Origin of the sequence: Limosilactobacillus avium (assembly GCF_947381485.1) — a bacterium.
In the GTDB taxonomy this organism is placed as follows: Bacteria; Bacillota; Bacilli; order Lactobacillales; family Lactobacillaceae; genus Limosilactobacillus; species Limosilactobacillus avium.
In genome coordinates, this window is sequence record NZ_CANCWN010000011.1 from 1 (window position 1) to 16,709 (window position 16,709).

18 protein-coding genes and 1 tRNA gene are annotated in these 16,709 nt (G+C 44.9%); 14 read left to right on the plus strand and 5 right to left on the minus strand.

Annotation, left to right across the window (positions count from 1 at the left end; all coding sequences use genetic code 11):
- The first annotated feature begins 222 nt into the window (after positions 1-222).
- The 8 genes from QOS01_RS04965 to ubiE all read left to right on the plus strand — a co-directional run bounded on the left by QOS01_RS04965 (position 223) and on the right by ubiE (position 8,122).
- On the plus strand, positions 223-2,526 hold the full coding sequence (locus tag QOS01_RS04965) for a P-loop NTPase family protein (RefSeq protein ID WP_283621355.1): 2,304 nt from the start codon (positions 223-225) through the stop codon (positions 2,524-2,526).
- Between the two features lie 48 nt (positions 2,527-2,574).
- Positions 2,575-3,441, plus strand: a complete 867-nt coding sequence (locus QOS01_RS04970) for an alpha/beta hydrolase (protein ID WP_283621356.1) — start codon at positions 2,575-2,577, stop codon at positions 3,439-3,441.
- Positions 3,442-3,444: 3 nt separating this feature from the next.
- Positions 3,445-3,606: a hypothetical protein gene (locus QOS01_RS04975; RefSeq protein WP_283621357.1), complete on the plus strand. Its 162-nt coding sequence runs from the start codon at positions 3,445-3,447 to the stop codon at positions 3,604-3,606.
- 28 nt (positions 3,607-3,634) lie between these two features.
- Positions 3,635-4,111 (plus strand): nucleoside 2-deoxyribosyltransferase, encoded by a 477-nt coding sequence (locus QOS01_RS04980; protein WP_283621358.1) that lies wholly within the window; start codon positions 3,635-3,637, stop codon positions 4,109-4,111.
- A gap of 177 nt (positions 4,112-4,288) precedes the next feature.
- Positions 4,289-5,098, plus strand: coding sequence for a (Fe-S)-binding protein (locus tag QOS01_RS04985; RefSeq protein WP_283621359.1), 810 nt, complete (start codon positions 4,289-4,291; stop codon positions 5,096-5,098).
- Between the two features lie 3 nt (positions 5,099-5,101).
- Entirely contained in the window at positions 5,102-6,616 is a 1,515-nt protein-coding gene (locus QOS01_RS04990; protein WP_283621360.1) for a LutB/LldF family L-lactate oxidation iron-sulfur protein, read from the plus strand.
- The gene (locus QOS01_RS04995) at positions 6,609-7,343 is read left to right on the plus strand and encodes a LutC/YkgG family protein (RefSeq protein ID WP_283621361.1); all 735 of its coding nucleotides are present in this window, start codon (positions 6,609-6,611) and stop codon (positions 7,341-7,343) included. The genes QOS01_RS04990 and QOS01_RS04995 overlap by 8 nt, the downstream gene beginning before the upstream one ends.
- 68 nt (positions 7,344-7,411) lie before the next feature.
- The gene (ubiE, locus tag QOS01_RS05000) at positions 7,412-8,122 is read left to right on the plus strand and encodes a bifunctional demethylmenaquinone methyltransferase/2-methoxy-6-polyprenyl-1,4-benzoquinol methylase UbiE (protein ID WP_283621362.1); all 711 of its coding nucleotides are present in this window, start codon (positions 7,412-7,414) and stop codon (positions 8,120-8,122) included.
- Here ubiE and QOS01_RS05005 read toward each other — a convergent pair.
- On the minus strand, positions 8,113-8,910 hold the full coding sequence (locus QOS01_RS05005) for an HAD family hydrolase (protein WP_283621363.1): 798 nt from the start codon (positions 8,908-8,910) through the stop codon (positions 8,113-8,115). The genes ubiE and QOS01_RS05005 overlap by 10 nt on opposite strands.
- Before the next feature lie 89 nt (positions 8,911-8,999).
- On the opposite strand from QOS01_RS05005, the gene QOS01_RS05010 reads away from it, so the two are divergent.
- Positions 9,000-9,071, plus strand: a tRNA-Arg gene (locus QOS01_RS05010).
- A gap of 111 nt (positions 9,072-9,182) precedes the next feature.
- On the opposite strand, the gene QOS01_RS05015 is transcribed toward QOS01_RS05010, so the two are convergent.
- The 4 genes from QOS01_RS05015 to QOS01_RS05030 form a co-directional block, all read right to left on the minus strand.
- The gene (locus tag QOS01_RS05015; protein ID WP_283621364.1) at positions 9,183-9,671 is read right to left on the minus strand and encodes a hypothetical protein; all 489 of its coding nucleotides are present in this window, start codon (positions 9,669-9,671) and stop codon (positions 9,183-9,185) included.
- A 273-nt stretch (positions 9,672-9,944) separates the two neighbouring features.
- The gene (locus QOS01_RS05020; protein ID WP_283621365.1) at positions 9,945-10,475 is read right to left on the minus strand and encodes a hypothetical protein; all 531 of its coding nucleotides are present in this window, start codon (positions 10,473-10,475) and stop codon (positions 9,945-9,947) included.
- Positions 10,411-10,938, minus strand: a complete 528-nt coding sequence (locus QOS01_RS05025; protein ID WP_283621366.1) for a hypothetical protein — start codon at positions 10,936-10,938, stop codon at positions 10,411-10,413. The genes QOS01_RS05020 and QOS01_RS05025 overlap by 65 nt, the downstream gene beginning before the upstream one ends.
- A gap of 524 nt (positions 10,939-11,462) precedes the next feature.
- Entirely contained in the window at positions 11,463-11,801 is a 339-nt protein-coding gene (locus QOS01_RS05030) for a helix-turn-helix domain-containing protein (protein WP_283621367.1), read from the minus strand.
- Between the two features lie 706 nt (positions 11,802-12,507).
- Here QOS01_RS05030 and QOS01_RS05035 point away from each other — a divergent pair.
- From QOS01_RS05035 to QOS01_RS05055, 5 genes are all read left to right on the plus strand, one after another.
- Positions 12,508-13,092, plus strand: a complete 585-nt coding sequence (locus QOS01_RS05035) for a TIGR01440 family protein (protein ID WP_283621368.1) — start codon at positions 12,508-12,510, stop codon at positions 13,090-13,092.
- Between the two features lie 68 nt (positions 13,093-13,160).
- The gene (locus QOS01_RS05040) at positions 13,161-13,970 is read left to right on the plus strand and encodes a hypothetical protein (RefSeq protein ID WP_283621369.1); all 810 of its coding nucleotides are present in this window, start codon (positions 13,161-13,163) and stop codon (positions 13,968-13,970) included.
- Positions 13,971-14,360: 390 nt separating this feature from the next.
- The gene (locus QOS01_RS05045) at positions 14,361-14,726 is read left to right on the plus strand and encodes a hypothetical protein (protein ID WP_283621370.1); all 366 of its coding nucleotides are present in this window, start codon (positions 14,361-14,363) and stop codon (positions 14,724-14,726) included.
- Between the two features lie 120 nt (positions 14,727-14,846).
- A complete protein-coding gene (locus tag QOS01_RS05050; protein ID WP_283621371.1) occupies positions 14,847-15,554 on the plus strand; it encodes a hypothetical protein in 708 nt (235 codons plus the stop codon).
- A gap of 83 nt (positions 15,555-15,637) precedes the next feature.
- On the plus strand, positions 15,638-16,696 hold the full coding sequence (locus QOS01_RS05055) for a hypothetical protein (protein WP_283621372.1): 1,059 nt from the start codon (positions 15,638-15,640) through the stop codon (positions 16,694-16,696).
- The last annotated feature ends 13 nt before the right edge of the window (positions 16,697-16,709 follow it).

A 16,709-nucleotide genomic window follows, 5' to 3' on the forward strand; every position in this document is an offset into this window, starting at 1 on the left:
AACGGGCTGCCAAGGCAAACAAATAGTAAATAACTTTATAAACAACTTAAATCCGATTCTTCCTGATAATTTCTTTCATATTCATTCCAAAAAGGAGTATTCCCGACCGCGGGTGGCTCCTTTTTGCGTTTAAAGACTTTCCAATGTAGTAAGACTTGCAAAATCGCCATAAATCAACGAAAATAAAACTAATTATTTCTTGCAGAAAGAAAAGGAATTACTATGAGTAATGAACCAGATTTAACTAAATTAAATATTGTATTTAACGGGCAAAAAACGCCCCCATTAAAAATTAACCAGCTATTTGACTCCCGGCGGTTCAACCACTTCACGGCAATCACGGGCCACGTAGAAGCTGACTTTGTCAACCAGTACCTCAGCAAGTTTATCCAGGCCGAGGTCGTGATCGGTGCCCAAGAGAACACACGTGGCAAGAGTGCCGAGGAAGTCATCACCAAGGTGGCCTTGACAGATGCGCTGCTGGCCGTGGCTAACAAGAAGCCCGCAAAGCTTTTTGAGGCGCTGAGCAGTAGTAACCAGGCCAACATTTTAAACGGCCTCTTCCAATTTGAATATGCTCCTGTCCAGGCGATCTACTCCCGTTTTTACCTATTAAGCAATCCGGATACTGGTGACACACGGGTTATCCTCGGGAGCATCGATTTAGATCAGGCCTCATTCGACGATAAGCATAACCAGTACAGCGAAATCCTAATTTTTGACAATGATAAGCGCCTGTTTGAAAACTTGATGAACCACTTTAAACATGACGTTAAGCCGGTCTTACGGCCATACTTCTCTGACAACCTTTTGCAGGCGGCCCAGAAGCAGCTTGACGAGAGTGCTAAGGATAAGAGTGCTGGCAGTAGTGTCGTTATTTTGGATAATGATACAACGGACGCAATTGCCGCAGCAGACATGACGGACATCATTAGCCACGACGTCCAGCAGCAAATGGACACTGACATCATCCCCCATGACACCACGATTGCCATGCGGAACGTGACAATGGACCGTTCCCAGGTTAAGGAGGCAATCGAACGGGACACTAAGCAGCACGATACTGTTTACACCCTTCAGAAGACTTCCGTTTCACCACGGGCCGCAAAGCCAAAGATCAAGAGCCGTGAGAAGATATATGAGCAGGTGAAGGAGGCCCTGGTCAGCGGGATGTCGCCACAACAGCGGTCTGCCGAGAAGAAGTACACAACCTTCCTGTATGACCGCCCAATGGAACGTAACCTGGTCAATAATAATAGTGGCCTCTACGTTCCCAACGATGCGGGTACCCACCCGATTCCGTTCGGTAAGCTGGCAACAATTAGCCAGATCCGTGAAAGCCTCAAGAGCATTGACGACGTGATGAAGGGCTACCAAAAGTACGTGATTGATTACAATGACGACTATGGCAAACGCTTCTATGAGGCAATCCTTTACTGTTTTACCGCCCCATTCCTGTGGGAAATCCGGACTAAGGCCAGTCTCAACCCAGAAGATGGTAATGATGTTCCAAACTTCCTGATCTTGGGTGCAACGGCCGGGTCAGGGAAGTCGACCTTACTGAGAATTATCAACCAGTTGACCTGGAATACCGACCGCTCCCTGATTGACTTTGGGACGATCTATCCAGAGGAAACCACCCAGAAGAAGAACAAGACGGTCGAAGCAATTGAGCACTACGTGAAGGAGGGGAGTTCGTACCCCGTCCTCCTCGACGAGATTGAACCCTACTTCTTCCAGCAGGACCAGTACAGTCGGCACCTGGTGGTTGATACGATGAACGAACTCATCAACCATCCCCAAGCAGTCGCTCCCCTGATTGGAACGACAAACTACGACTCTGGGTTCACGATGCTGCGGGAAACGGCCCGCCGGACCTATTACCTGCAAATCGATAAGGTGATTGATGACCGGCTGAAGGGCGAGGCCAACCGTTATATCTATAATGTTCGTCAGACCCTTAACAACACCTTGTTCAAGGATTTCGTGATGCGGATGGCAAACTTACTTGAAGATGACGATACTGCCTGGCGGATGTTTGACCAGAAGACGGGACGCCTGGACTTCCTAGCAAATACCCGGAAGATCTTCAAGTCATACTACGAAATGGCGGGAATTGAAATTCCACCTTACTTTGCCGATACCATCTGTGATGACTTCAAGGAAAGTTCCCGGAACACCTGGGCTAAGCTCTACCTTACCCAGGAAGATGACTTTAAATACCGCAAGGAAGACGACAGTCTCCTCTTCGATATTTCCAAGCTGAATACCTTCAACGGCTTTACCGCTGACAGTATTGAGAAGTACCGGAACGCTTTGCCAATTGAGCTCTGTGTTGACGGCATTAATGGTAAGCGGGGGAAGTTTGTCGAGATTAAGGCACCAGACTTCTTCAAGTGGATTGGTGAACACAACCCTTACGAGGAAGAAGAACAGGCTCAAGAAGATAAAAAAGAAAAGACTGCTGAGAAGCCCGTAAAGAAGCCGAAAAAGAAGAAGGGCTTCTGGGCCCGGTTATTTGGCTAGGACGGTAGCCGTTGGTGAGTTTATTTAGGTTTTCAGGGGATGACCACGATGAAGAAATTATTGAAGATCTTGTTGGGTCTCCTAGTTGGGATTGTTATTATTGGTGCCGGAATTCAGACCTATCTTTTAAGGGGAACAAGGGGGGTTCCGCTAACCAAGGCGGCGTACCGGTCCGATGTTCACTACTCTTCAACCCCCACCATCCTTATTCCTGGCTGGGGCGGCAACACGGTGACTTACCAGAAACTGATTAATTACTATCAAAAGCGCCACATCGCGCAGAAGACCCTTACCGTCTGGATTTCACCATGGGGAAACATCCGGGTCGCTGGCCACCTAAATAAGGGAGATAAGAATGCCCTGATCCAGGTCTTATACGACTGGAACTACGATTCAACATTCCATCCCCAGGTAAAGCAGCTTTCCAAGGCACTAACTTACTTGCATGACCACTATCACCTTGACCGGGCGAACGTGATTGCCCATTCGTACGGCGGAACGGAATTTATGCATGCCTACCTAAGTTCTCCCCAGCTGCAAAAGCACCTGCAGTTGAACAAGGTCGTCTTTTTAGGGGTACCAGTGGAGGAAAGTCTTTCGTCACGGCTGAACTACCACTACCATTTGATCAAGCATTCGCGGGATAAGAACTTTATCTGCCTGCGCAAACAAGCAAAGGAGTGGCAGCCAACCGGGAAGTTAACAATCTATAATTTCATGGGGACTAAGCCCGGGAGTACCCGTACCGACGGCGAAGTACCATTAATCCAGTCGGAAATGCTGAAGTCCTTAGTTAAAGACCACCCGACGATTCAGTACCATCAAAAGGTTTATTCCCAGACCACCCACCGTCAACTGCATGACCGGAAGGTGATTCTTAACCGAATTGCCGACGAATTATGGATGAAGGAGTAAAAGATGAAAAAAGAACATGGTCAGGTAACCGGGGTAATTTGGCGGGGCCCCGCTGATCTAGCAACCTACCAAAAGCTCCGTCAATACGCCCTTAAGAAGGGAATTAGCGTTTCGGCTGCAGCTAAGTTGATTATTAGTCAAACGTTGAACGCAATTGAAAAGTAACTTTAGTAAAGAGAGGATATTGTAAGAGATGACAAAGAGCAAGACTGTTTACTTTTGTGCCGGCTGGTTTACTGATAAGCAGAACAAAGCTTACCAGGACGCCATGGCCGCTATCAAGAAGAACCCAACCATTGATCTGGAGAACTCCTATGTTCCTTTGCAGCACCAGTACAAGGGGCTGCGGGTGGATGAACACCCTGAACTGTTGAAGGACCGGGAGTGGGCAACGGCGACTTACAATGGCGACCGGGTCGGTGTCGCAACGTCTGACATGCTGCTTGCTGTCTATATTCCGGAAGAGGAAGACATCGGCATGGGGGTTGAGCTTGGCATGGCCCAGGCACTTGGTAAGTACATTACGGTCGTCATTCCTGATGAAGACTACGGCAAGCCAATCAACCTAATGAGCTGGGGGATTGCTGACAACTTCATTAAGATGTCAGAATTAGTAGACTATGACTTTAATAAACCAGGCTTCGACTTTTACGCGGGAGCAGTATATTAATAGATATGAGCGGGGAACGATCCCCGCTTTTTTGTTGATCCCTTAATTATAGATATTTTTGTATAATAAGTAATAATACTAATTGACACTGTCGTGGACAACGCTTACAATGTAAGCAGGTGATAGATGAAGAAGGGAGGTAGCTCACCCACAATTCTAGGGGTTGAGCGTTGAATTATGGATAACCAACCACGCGTGTGCATTTTTTCATCATGTCTAGTTGATTTACTTTTTCCAAATGTTGGTAAGGCAATGGTACAGGTTTTGGAACGACTGGGGTGTAAGACCTTTCTGCCAGAAAAGCAGGTTTGTTGCGGTCAGCCAACTTATAACAGTGGTTATGCTAAGGGGTCGTTAAAGACATTCAAAAACGAGATTGATGCCCTCTTAAGCATTGATGCCGACTATATCGTGGGGCCAACAGGTTCTTGTGTCTTCATGATTAAGGAGTATGCCGGGATCTTAGCAGATGACCCGGTCTACGGTCCCCGGGCGAAGAAGCTGGCAGATAAGATTTACGAATTTAGTCAATTTATTTATCGGGTGCTCGGCGTTATTGACTGTGGGGCGGAGTTAAATGCCACCATCACGGTCCACCGTTCCTGTCACATGACCCGCTTACTTGGTGAACGAACAGCACCGTTTGTCCTCTTGGACCATGTCAAGGGAATTAAGCGGGTTCCTCTGCACAACGTTCAACTATGCTGCGGCTTCGGGGGAACGTTCTCGGCTAAGGAGCCGGAATTGTCAACCGCGATGGTCCAAGACAAGGTTAAGAACATCATGGATACGAAGGCCGATATCCTTGTGGGAATGGAAACTTCGTGCCTAATGAATATTGCTGGCTACATGAACCGGCATGGTGACCACATTAAGGTGATGCATATCGCAGAAGTGCTTAACCACGATGTTGACCCAAGTCGGATCAAGTACATCAAAGATACTAACGAACCAGTAGTTCCAGCCAATGGGGAAGGAGTGTTTTAGACGATGGGAATTTCAACAAGTGATAAGCCGTTCATAACCCGGGTTAAGGATGCCGAAGCCGACCACTTCATGCGGGCAGCCGTTGCCAAGGCCCAGGATGCACAGTTCGTCAAGCGGACGCAGGCCCGGCGTGAACTTGGCAACTGGAACGAGTGGCGTGATTTAGCCGAACAGATTCGTCAACACGTCTTAAAATACCTGCCGGACTACCTGGAAGAGTTTGCTGACAATGTCGAAAAGCAGGGTGGCCACGTTTTCTTTGCCAAGGATGAAGATGAAGCTCATAACTTTATCAAGGAATTGGCGATTGCCAAGAAGGCAAAGAACATCGTCAAGTCTAAGTCAATGGTCACTACCGAAATTGATCTTGATAAGATGTTGCTTTCAATTCCGGGCGCTAACCTGTTAGAGAGTGACCTCGCTGAATTCATTCTCCAGGAGGATAACTGGGATGAGCCAACTCACATTGTCTTCCCCACCCTCCACAAAAACCGGGACCAGATTCAAAAGGAGTTCCAAAAGCTTGGCTATGATGGTGATGACGATCCCCAACATGAAGCCCGCTTTGTCCGGGGCTACCTCCGAAAGTACTTTATGAAGGCCGACTTTGGAATCACCGGGTGCAACTTTGCTATTGCCGATAACGGAATGATTAACCTGGATACCAACGAAGGTAACGCCGACATCACGATGGCCATTCCTAAAACCCAAGTGGTTGTAATGGGGATGGAGCGAATCGTCCCAAGTATGAAGGAAGCAGAAGTTCTCGACAACATGCTGGCCCGCAGTGCCGTAGGACAAAAGCTCACTACCTACTGTACCTTCACCGGTCGGAAGAAGGACGGCGAAGTTGATGGCCCAGATGATTTCTGGGTTGTAATTGTCGACGACGGTCGTTCCAAGGCACTGGGAACTGAATTTGAACCAATCCTTCAGTGTATTCGTTGTGGAGCCTGCATGAACGTTTGCCCAGTTTACCGTCAAGTTGGTGGGAAGGGCTATGGATCGATTTACCCTGGTCCGTTAGGAGAAGTCCTTTCTCCAATCTTGGGAGGTTATGAGAAGTTTAAGGACCTTCCTTATGCTTGTTCCCTTTGCGCAGCCTGCACCGAGACTTGTCCGGTGAAGATCCCGCTCCAGCACCTAATCCGTGAGCACCGGATCGTTGAGATGGATGGCAAGCACATGGATCACAGCATGACCAACCTGATCCTAAATATGGTTGGTAAGGGAACCCAATCCCCATTCCTATTCGGTTCTGCCATGAAGATGGCCCATCCCGCAAGCAACATGTTCTCACAAACGGAACAGCCCGGGGCCGTTGAGGGCATGTATGATGAAGGCAAGATTGACTACGTACCAAAGACTGTGCCAAAGTTGATTCATGGTTGGATTGATACGCGGGACGTCCCGCAGCCGGTTAAGGCAAAGGAGAACTTCCGGCATTGGTTTAAAGACCATAAACCAGAAGAGACGGCACCGGTAGTAAAAAAGGAAGGGGGTCATGCTAATGACTAGTCTGCTTGACCAAGCAAATAATAAGGATAATCGTGAACAGTTCTTGAACCGGATTGCAAAGGCCGCTGGCCGGCCGCGTCATGCACTGAAGGACCACCCGTTTAAGCCCCTCAACACCCTTTCTGATGACTTATTAGCGGACAAGAGTCCGGAAGAACTGCTTAACATTGCTATTAAGAACAGTGAATCGGTAAATGCCCAGCTGGTATTAAAACCGGCCGCCCAACTAGCTGATTTTCTTACCACGTATGCTAAGCAGGAAAAGATTAGTCACCTTTTGCTGCCAAACAATACCCCAGAAGAATGGAAAAAGTATGGGCTGACGGAATGGAGCAAGAATCCAGGCGTTGAAAATGTCGCTGTCTGGTCAGATAAACTGAGTCGGCAGGAAAATGAAGAGAACGCCAACCAGGCTGACCTGGCCGTGGGAATGGGTGATTATCTAATTGCTTCCACCGGAACCGTAACAGTAGTTAACCGGCCAGCCCAGGGGCGGGGCTTCGATTACCTTCCAACCCGGTTGCTTTTAATTGTGCCAAAGAGTGGCCTCGTTAAGTCCACACGGGAGGCGGTTAACAAGTATAATGAGCAAACCGCCAATGGCCTGTCGACATCTACGTTTAATTTTATTTCGGGCCCTTCCAATTCGGGTGATATTGAAATGGAATTAGTCGTGGGAGTCCATGGTCCCGTTGAATGTACCTACCTTGTTGTTGAAGATCGGTAAAACAAAATCCCCGGTACCTGTATAATGGATACCAGGGATTTTATTTTGCCCAAATGGAGGAAAAATTAATGTCAAGAACTAATAATCACTCTGAAAAAGATGTAAACCAGCTCTTCTCACGGATTGCTGGGCGTTATGATTTGATGAACAACGTAATTAGCTTGGGAACCCAGGAACTCTGGCGGAAAAAGCTCTTTCAACAATTAAAGGTTAACCCAGGAGCAGACTGTTTGGACCTGTGTTGCGGAACCGGTGACTTAACGATTGAACTGGCGCGGCGGTCAGGGCCGAGTGGCCGGGTAATCGGTCTTGACTTTAACGCTGCCATGCTGGCAATTGCGGATAAGAAGATCCGCCAATTAGACCTCAGCAAGGACATTGAACTGGTCCAGGCCGATGCCATGCACCTGCCATTCCCCGATAACTCCTTCTCAGTAGTGACAATTGGCTTTGGCCTGCGTAATGTTCCGGATGCGGACCAGGTATTAAGGGAGAGTTACCGGGTACTCAAAAAGGGGGGCCAATTTGCCTGCCTCGAGATGTCCCAGCCAACTAATCCTCTTGTAAAGGCTGGCTGGCGGGCATACTTCAGGTTCTTCCCTTGGCTCGCCCAGTTGGCAGGAGCCAGTCGTAAGGACTACCGCTACCTCAAGCAAACGGCCCAGGAGTTTGTATCCGCTAAGCAACTGCTTGCTATGATGGAGGCGGCTGGCTTCAAGGATTGCACCTATTCGCCGCTTAACCTGGGGGCTGCTGCCTTACATATCGGTTATAAGTGAAAGAGATGTTCGATTGCTTCCAACAATCCAGCATGATTATTATCGAACGCGGTGACCTGGTCAGCAACCGCTAGGAGGTCCGGGGTGGCGTTCTTCATTGCTATGCCGCACCCGGCCGCCCGGACCATCTCAATATCGTTTGAGGTGTCCCCAAACGCGGCCACTTCCTGGAGCGAGCCGCCAGTTTGTTTTACAAATTTTTCTAAGCCAGCGGCCTTGTTTACGCCGGCAGGGAGGATGTCGATCCCAAACGCCCCACTGTAGGTGGCGTTAACCTGTGGGAAGGCCCGGTTAATTTTTCGAACAATACTGTTAATCTTTTCCAGACGGGGCCGCTGTTTAAACCAGCTGACGTTGAAATTATAGATGGGCTCCGTAACGTCGGCTAACTGGTGGAAGTATGCATGATGGGGATAAAAGGGGACCGGGACCTTAACGTATTGGTCAGCAATGTACGTTTGGCTAGCTCCCGAAACCGACAGCAGATCTGGGGTCGGAATGGTACCAATGAACCTGAGTAATTCCTTAAGAACAGGGCGCTGGTGGGGATAATCACTGGTCTCCTGACCATTGACGAAGATCCGCCCACCATTTTCAGCCACGAAGTTATTCACTTTTCCCTTGAACATGGTCAGTAAGGCATCTAAACTGTTTCCGCTGGCGATAACGAAGGTGATGCCGCGCTGCTGAAGGGCAGTAATATCTTTAACTAGTCGTTGTTCGTCGTAGTGATCATGATCGTCTAACAGGGTCCCATCAACATCCACGGCAATGTATTTAATCTTCATCATTAGTCCTCCTTATTAGGTTGATTATAACAGGGGAGGCACTTGTTTGCTTTATCTTTTGAAGTGGGGTGCTATAATTAAACTGTTGAGCGCCCTTAGTGTAACGGATAGCACATGAGATTTCGGTCCTCATAATCCGAGTTCGAGTCTCGGGGGGCGCATTTTTTAAGAATTGTGAAGAGTCTTGTGAAATCGTAGAACCGCTGTAAACGCCGTAATGACGGTGCTTTGCAGCGTTTTTTTATTTTATAAGAATTTGATATATTAAAATTCTAATTCCCAGAGTAAAAATCATCAGGCAGGTTATAATATGCTTTTCCTTTATCATTAAACCTACCATCTGGACCAATCAAGCCGTTTTCTTGGTCAAATTGTTCTTCATCGATTTGCCGTTGTACCCACGCATCAGGAGTTCCATCTGGATTAGATCCTGCAGCATGATCTTGCCCAGGTAAAAGAGGATTTCCATTAGGATCATAGCCGTGTACCCGATTATTTTCCTCCTGGGATTTACCAGAGGCGTGTGAAATCTTTGTTGACGAACCATTAGTTTCACTTTGAACGCCTTGATGGCTACTGGTACTGCTCTTCTTATTTGCTTTTTTTCTGTGAATGGACTTTTTCAGACGACTATTTGCTTTAATGAGGCTACTTTCTTCACGTGATTCCGAATTAGTCTTCTGAGACTGTGCTGGTGATTGACATGCCGTAAGCATTGTTAAAGCAAGAGACGCTATCATTAAAGAATGTATTTTCTTCATTCAATTTCTCCTAAAACTATTGACTGTTTTCACTTGATTGAAAGATTTGTTGTTGATGAACTAATGAGTGACCAGGACGTTGATATTGGCGCTGTATAAATGCGGATCGGTACAAAATCTTCATTAAATCCGCTCTGAATTCTGTTTAATTATTCGGTTGTTTTATAATGATGCCGAAAGTTTTTACCGATAATGTGATCTGGATTGTCTTTATTGTGAACAATTGAGCCATAATTCTTAGTTACAGCAGAAGAAATTAGTATAAGCTATTTTTTATTGAGCTTCTTGTCCATCTGTACCACCACTTGTAGCGTTAATATTGTCATTAACATTATAGCTTCCATAATCAGTAGAATTGCTTGGTGAACTAGATGGTTGTTGAATTAAATGCCATTCATACAGCCCGGGTGCGTACATAAAATCCTCATTGCTGCCGTAAGCAGTATGATGTGCCCAATATTGCTGTTCTTCTGGAGATGAATTGTCCCACCACTCTGGATCATAGTCATGCATTGCTTTAGCCGCTTGCTCTTCTTTAGAATCCTTTGCAGTACTTTTGCTCGAAGATGCCTTTGTCCCCGTTTTAACAACAGGAACACTTTTTGCGGACTGACTATCTTGACTTGCTTTGTTTTCTTTGCGCTTATGTTTACTGCTTTTCTTAGCTTTTAACCTTGAGTTCTCAGCTTTAAGTTTACTTATTTTTGAAGACTCCGAGTCTTCCTTTTGCTGATTGCGATTACCACATCCGGATAACGTACCACATAATAAGATAGAGACACAGATTAAAGATATCTTTTTCATTTTCTTTCTCCTCCAGATTTTCTTTCTTTTCGGAATATATTTTTGAATCTTCCAATAATTCTTTAGCTCGTTCAACTTCATCAGCCTGTGCTTGTGCCGCTCCTTGTACTAGGGCTTGTGCATCAGTCGTAAGCGTAGCAAGCTTATAGTTGTTTTGATTGCCGATAACTTTTAACAACGTCTTATTATTTAAACCACGCGAGGACTTTATATAATAAGGGGCACTATTAATAGTTTCTGCGACTTCATTTTCGCATTTAACGTCATTTGCATCTGCAAAGTAAATCTGAAATTCACCTTTTTCAGTATCTAAAGGAACCGTTCCATCACATTTACCTCCTCTAAAGTCGATGAAATAAGGGCCTTGAAAAAGAATGATGATGCCGTGTCCTGATGAAACATTCGGTGTGGATAGTTTGGTGAGAATAAGAGGGTGCGTTGTATAAATTTGTAACGCTGACAAATTATGTTCAATTTTCTTCTTAAATTCATCACTAATTTTCCCCAGGCCAATTTCTTCTCTTGAACAGCCTTATCAAACTCTTCAAAGTTCATAATAATCTTCCCAATAGCTTTTACCGTCAATCACGTTTGGACTTACTATAATTAGTAGCTTGCAATAACTTCTTTTACAATGTTTTCGTTACGCACAGGAGTGTTGTTCTGCCTCATAAATTCCAAGTATTTTACCGAGTATGACTCATTCCCCATGTAATCGAGATAAAAGTTGAATATAGGTAGTTAATCATGAAACGGTTAGCCATGTATTCCATTTTTAACTTCATAACCACTATTCTATTGTATAAGCCCTTCTCATCACAATATGACCCAGTTCGTGAAGAATAACCGTTTTACTTTGCTAAGTATTAATTCCTTATTTACATATAGCTCTGGAAATGAGACATGTCCAGGTGCATCAGCTTGCTAAAGAATTATTGCATTTAATTTTTTAGCAAGCTCTGTTATTTTGTCATTGGCGACCACCAACTACTCCTTATTTTTAAGATAGCTAACCAGTAAGTCTTTCATAACCTTTTTGTCATGGTCGGTGACCGGCTTTCCATTGAATGACGTAATTGGGTCTAAAGCCTTGTCTATCGTCATAACATCTAACTTTTGAGATGTCGGCTTACTATTTGACGTAAGAAGTTTCTCAGGCTTTACATCTAAGACTTTTGATATCTTCCTAAGGGTCTCCATCGTTGGCTCAGTTTTCCCATTATATTGGTAAATGAGATTTCGACTGAGGCCAGCCTTCTTTGCAACTTCTTGCAATGAAAGTCCCTTACTTTTAGAAATTTTTTTTATGTTATCAAATGCTGTCATATAAAGAATTCTCCTGTACTATGGCGGCGATAATCACAGATTTTCCTGTAAAAATGTCGTTATTTACAATAAATTTATTTTTACAATGCCGTTAAATTACTTTGATACAAATGAAAAAGCTAAGCCATAGATATCTGGTAGACACATAATGATTTGCTTTTTCCTTTGTCGCATTTTTATTTTATAGTTGTTCTGTAAATAATACAATTTATTATAGGAAAAATTACAGAAAAGAGGTGCACTTTTTGTCTAAAAAACAGGAACTGAATAAATTAATAGTAAAATTGAAACTGCAATTAAGATAAAGTGATTGGAACGAAAGATGCGACAGAATAAAGATGCTGATCTGCCCACGATTTCTCTGCAATTGATTAACCGAACTATCAAGGGCCAGAACGTTCCCAATTCGTTACTAAATCTACCGTGTCCTAAGCATGAGTCAGTAAGTGATTTTTAAGAATAAAATAGAACCGCTGTCTAGTGATTTAACTAAGCTCATTACTGCAATTAACACATATTAGTCAATTGGTGGTCACGTAATCTTTGAAATTTATCGGCGACTTAATTTGATAAAATAAAGCAACCTTTTTATGAAATTTCAGCAAGCTCGATCTATTTTGCTCCCGGTACTAATCTTTTCTGCCTAATTCCCCAAGAAGAGGATGAATTATGCTAAACTATTGAAGTTAAAGGGAGGGGTATTTTAATGAGTATTGACCTAACGCAAATCAAGAAACAGGCCAAGCAAGGCCTTACTGAGCTGCTCAACCAGGCCCACCTCCAGCAAGGGGATGTCCTCGCAGTGGGCTTGAGTACGAGTGAGGTGCGCGCCGAACGAATTGGTGAAGCCCCAAGTATGGAAATTGGCCGGGCCATCATCAAAACAATCATTGAAACCCTGCGACCGTTAGGCATTCACCTTGCTGTTCAGGGCTGCCAGCACCTGAACCGCGCCCTCGTTGTCGAACGGGCCGTTGCCAAGGAACGCGGGCTCGAAATCGTGATGGTGTACCCGCAGATTCATGCTGGTGGTGCGGGACAAATTGCGGCTTTTGAAAATATGGACGACCCAGTCGAAGTCGAGCACATTCAGGCCGAGGCGGGGATGGACATTGGTGATACGTCCATTGGGATGCAGGTCAAGTTTGTTCAGGTTCCGGTCAGAACCTCAATTAAGGAAATTGGCAATGCTCACACAACCTACCTGCGTTCTCGTCCAAAATATATTGGGGGACCACGAGCAAAATATGAGTGGGATCCCTTCAACAAGAAAAGTTTTGCTAATAACTAGAACTTTTCTTGAATAATTCGTGATAAAATAGAAAAAGATATCTTAAAAATGAATGGTGTTATATAAAAATGAATACAATGAATATCCTAATAATAATTGCGGTTGTCGTCGTAATTATTTTATTGTTTGAGTTCCTACGGCAAGTTCATAATATCCGCAACGGGCGGAATAACGTTAGTAGCGGAAGAGTATTTTTGAACCGGTTCTTGGTTCTGGTCCTGTTAGTAAGCCTGGTTGGTATGGGTGTCTCCGCATATGCGGACCACCACCAAGCGAAAACGGAAGAAGCAACTCCTGCTCCAGCAAAGACCGTTTCTAGTTCTACTCAAGATGACCAGATTATGCTTGACTTTGACAATAAGGTTAGTCTCAACGATAACAATGAGGCCAAGGTCAAGATTAAGGTCTCCCCGGACACCAAAGTTGTTATTCGGGGTAAGCGGACCGACACCAAGTACGCTGAGTTTAAATCTTCAAAGAGTGATGGTACCTTTACGAAGACCGTTACCCTTGATTACTCCGGTGATTACAAAGTGATTGCGACCCGCGGAGACAAGAAGGTCGTCAAGCACTTGACTGTTGAGGACAGCGACTCAGACAGCTCATCGTCGTCTTCTTCTGAGTCATCATCATCTTCTTCCAGCTCTGCAAGCAGTCACAGTTCTTCGACAAGCTCAACGAGCAGCCATAGTAGTAATAACAACAACAGTTCTGCCAATAACTCGACTGGTTCATCAAACAGTTCTAACCGGGCACAAAGCAGTAACGCGGGGGCAAATTACTACCGGCCATCACGGCCAGCAAGTTCGAATAACTACCGGCCAAGCGCACCTGCACAGCAGCCAAATTACTCAGTTAACACTACCGTTGGCGAATAAGCTTATATAATAAAAGTCACCTATCAGTTAATAGGTGGCTTTTTTGTATGAATAAAAAAGAGGCCGACATCAAAGAGGGATGATGTCGACCAGGTGAGATAGGGAAGTCTCACACTAAGTAACACTCAAATGGTTTCTAGGAAAGAGCATTATTTAGATTCTGGGGGAGTTAAGTAGTAAATCCATAAACTACCCTAACACACTTATTATATGATTATTAAAATAAAAGTAAAATTATTTCATTAAATAATATTAAAACCTTTTAAAAGCCGTAAATACAGTATTTTCTCAATGAACTATCGATAAACAAATTGTAAATAATGTCTTACATTCGCCAATCATTTTGCAATCTAGTAGAATAAGAGGGGAATATAAATGGGAGGATCCACGATGCTGACAATATATGATTTCAATAAGCAGCAGATGCTTAACCAACCCGACTTCTTTTCACTGCTGGATGGTTACGATTACTTTGAAGGGGTGTCTTTCGTAAGTAGCTTTAAGATTATTGATCGGGAGCTATTGTCCCGGTTTAAACAAGTTAACCTAATCTTGGGCCTGGAAGATCAGCAGACCAGTCAAGCGATGAACCAATTCTTTAATATCAGTCAACGTGCGAAGGCGTTAGCAAACACCAGTGATAATTTCATTAACCGCCTGGCGGACCAGCCCCTCCATCTTATGTTTACTAAGGGGCCGCTCTTTCACAGCAAGTACTTCATCCTTCGCCAGGAGGGACCACTTCCGCTTATTTAACGGATCAATGAATTTAACGAGGCGGGCAACGAGTTCCAACCACGAATTAATGTGGATGTATTCCGGGGCAACTGACAATCCATTATATCAAGCTCACCATCTGAAGCCGGCTGGCTGGAAATGGACCAGCAGAAGTACAACTTCGAAATTTTGGTCAACAATACGAACGACCATATTTACCGTTACGTCACCCATGAATTAAATGACCGACTGAATAACCTTTCCGGGATCGACGAAAGTAACCTGATAGACGACTATCTAAGCCAAACGAAGGCCATCGTAAAAGACCTGCTTACTCATTTCAACCTAGAAGGGGAGCTCGCAGACATTATCGACGAGAACTACAACTACAAGGTTGATCGTAACCGAATCACCTGGAAGATGCTGATTAGAGATGATGGCTTCCAGCACGTTGCCTTTACATCAGGGGACGATCGTCAGTTTACGGTCTCCAAGGCTATCTTCAACAATCTGAAGGGGAGTGCCTACGAAAATATTAACCAAACCCTCGATAACTATTTCAATATGTTCCCCCGGGAATTAGGAATTGCTATCTACCAGTATGATAATGGGATGATTTTAAATATTGATAAGTTTGACCACTACATTGGTGAACCCCTTATCCGCAACTATTACAACAAGGTTCATAAGAGTGAACGCCAAGATGACCAACTAGTGGAGATGCTCAAGCTCCAGAAAAAGCGCGATGAGCAGAACGCCCAGGTTATTCAGGACCAGACGAAAATTATGAACCAAATGATGAAACAGATGAAGAACCAACAATATACAAAGAAGAAGGGGCTGTTCTCGCGGTTATTCCGGAAATGAATTCAGGAAAATTAGGTAGACTAAAACTAATGTGATCTTAGGTAACAACGTCACTTGGCCGACTTTCAAAAGGAGTTATTATCATGGCCGTCAACCTTATTTATACCGCGAAGAGCGGTAATCAAACCTACTGGACCACTAACAATAGTTTCTCGCGAAAAGACCTTGCCCGCCAGGAATGGCCGGAGCAGCCAGCATTGGAACAGGACGTCTTAGAGCTAATGAGAAAGTTTCCGACGGTCTTTAGGAACCGCCGCCGCGAGCGATTAGCTGCTTTTGACCTTGAAAGAGGGACAATTAGGCCGTTAAAGCTGAGGATTGAACAGTCACAAAAGGACAAATTACCGCAGATTTACCCAATTTCGTTAGCTGATAATAAGGTTTTTGCAATCGCAATTGATAATGCTTCATGTCGGTTTTTCTACAACAGCAGTGGCCGGGACGGATCACTCGTCAGCACCCTCAACCAGACTGTTAAACGGTGGAACGACCAACGAAAGGCGGAGGTGACGGCCGCTAATGTTCAAAATAACCAGCGACTATGGAAAAAATACCCTGCCTTAGATTCCACCCAACTTACGGTGATTGACTTGAGTACCGGGCTCACCGTTTGGCCACGCGATATTGATCACGGGGCCAATCCAAAAGTAGCTGATTTTGATACCAAGCTGGTGATGCGTCTCCATACGCAGCTCTCTGATCACTTTGATCCGGCGGTAAATAATTTGCCAGTCAGTCGGCAACTATGTAGTGACCCCTTACCTGTGGTCGATTTTACTGAATATAATGCGCAGAAGGTCTTTGATGCTTTGTCCTATCTTGCATTGGCACTAACTCAGAAGGAGCAAGTTAACCAGTTGTTGGCCCAATACGACGGTGATATTCTTCAAGACTATCTCCATACAGTGGAAATGGTTGATGTCAGTCAGTTGGACACCGAAAAATTTGCGGAGCACTTGCACCAAGTCCGGCTAAAGCGCCGTCAGGTCAAGGACCTTGCTATTATGTTAGCGGCACTCGCCGACAATTTTGCCCCCGAGAAGATTCTCAAGGCTCTGTGGGGGAACCCGTCACTAAAGAACCAGTATTATATCCGCAACCAGGAGGTCGGGGATGAACTTTTAGAAATGATCCAGAATTAACATTTAGGAGGAT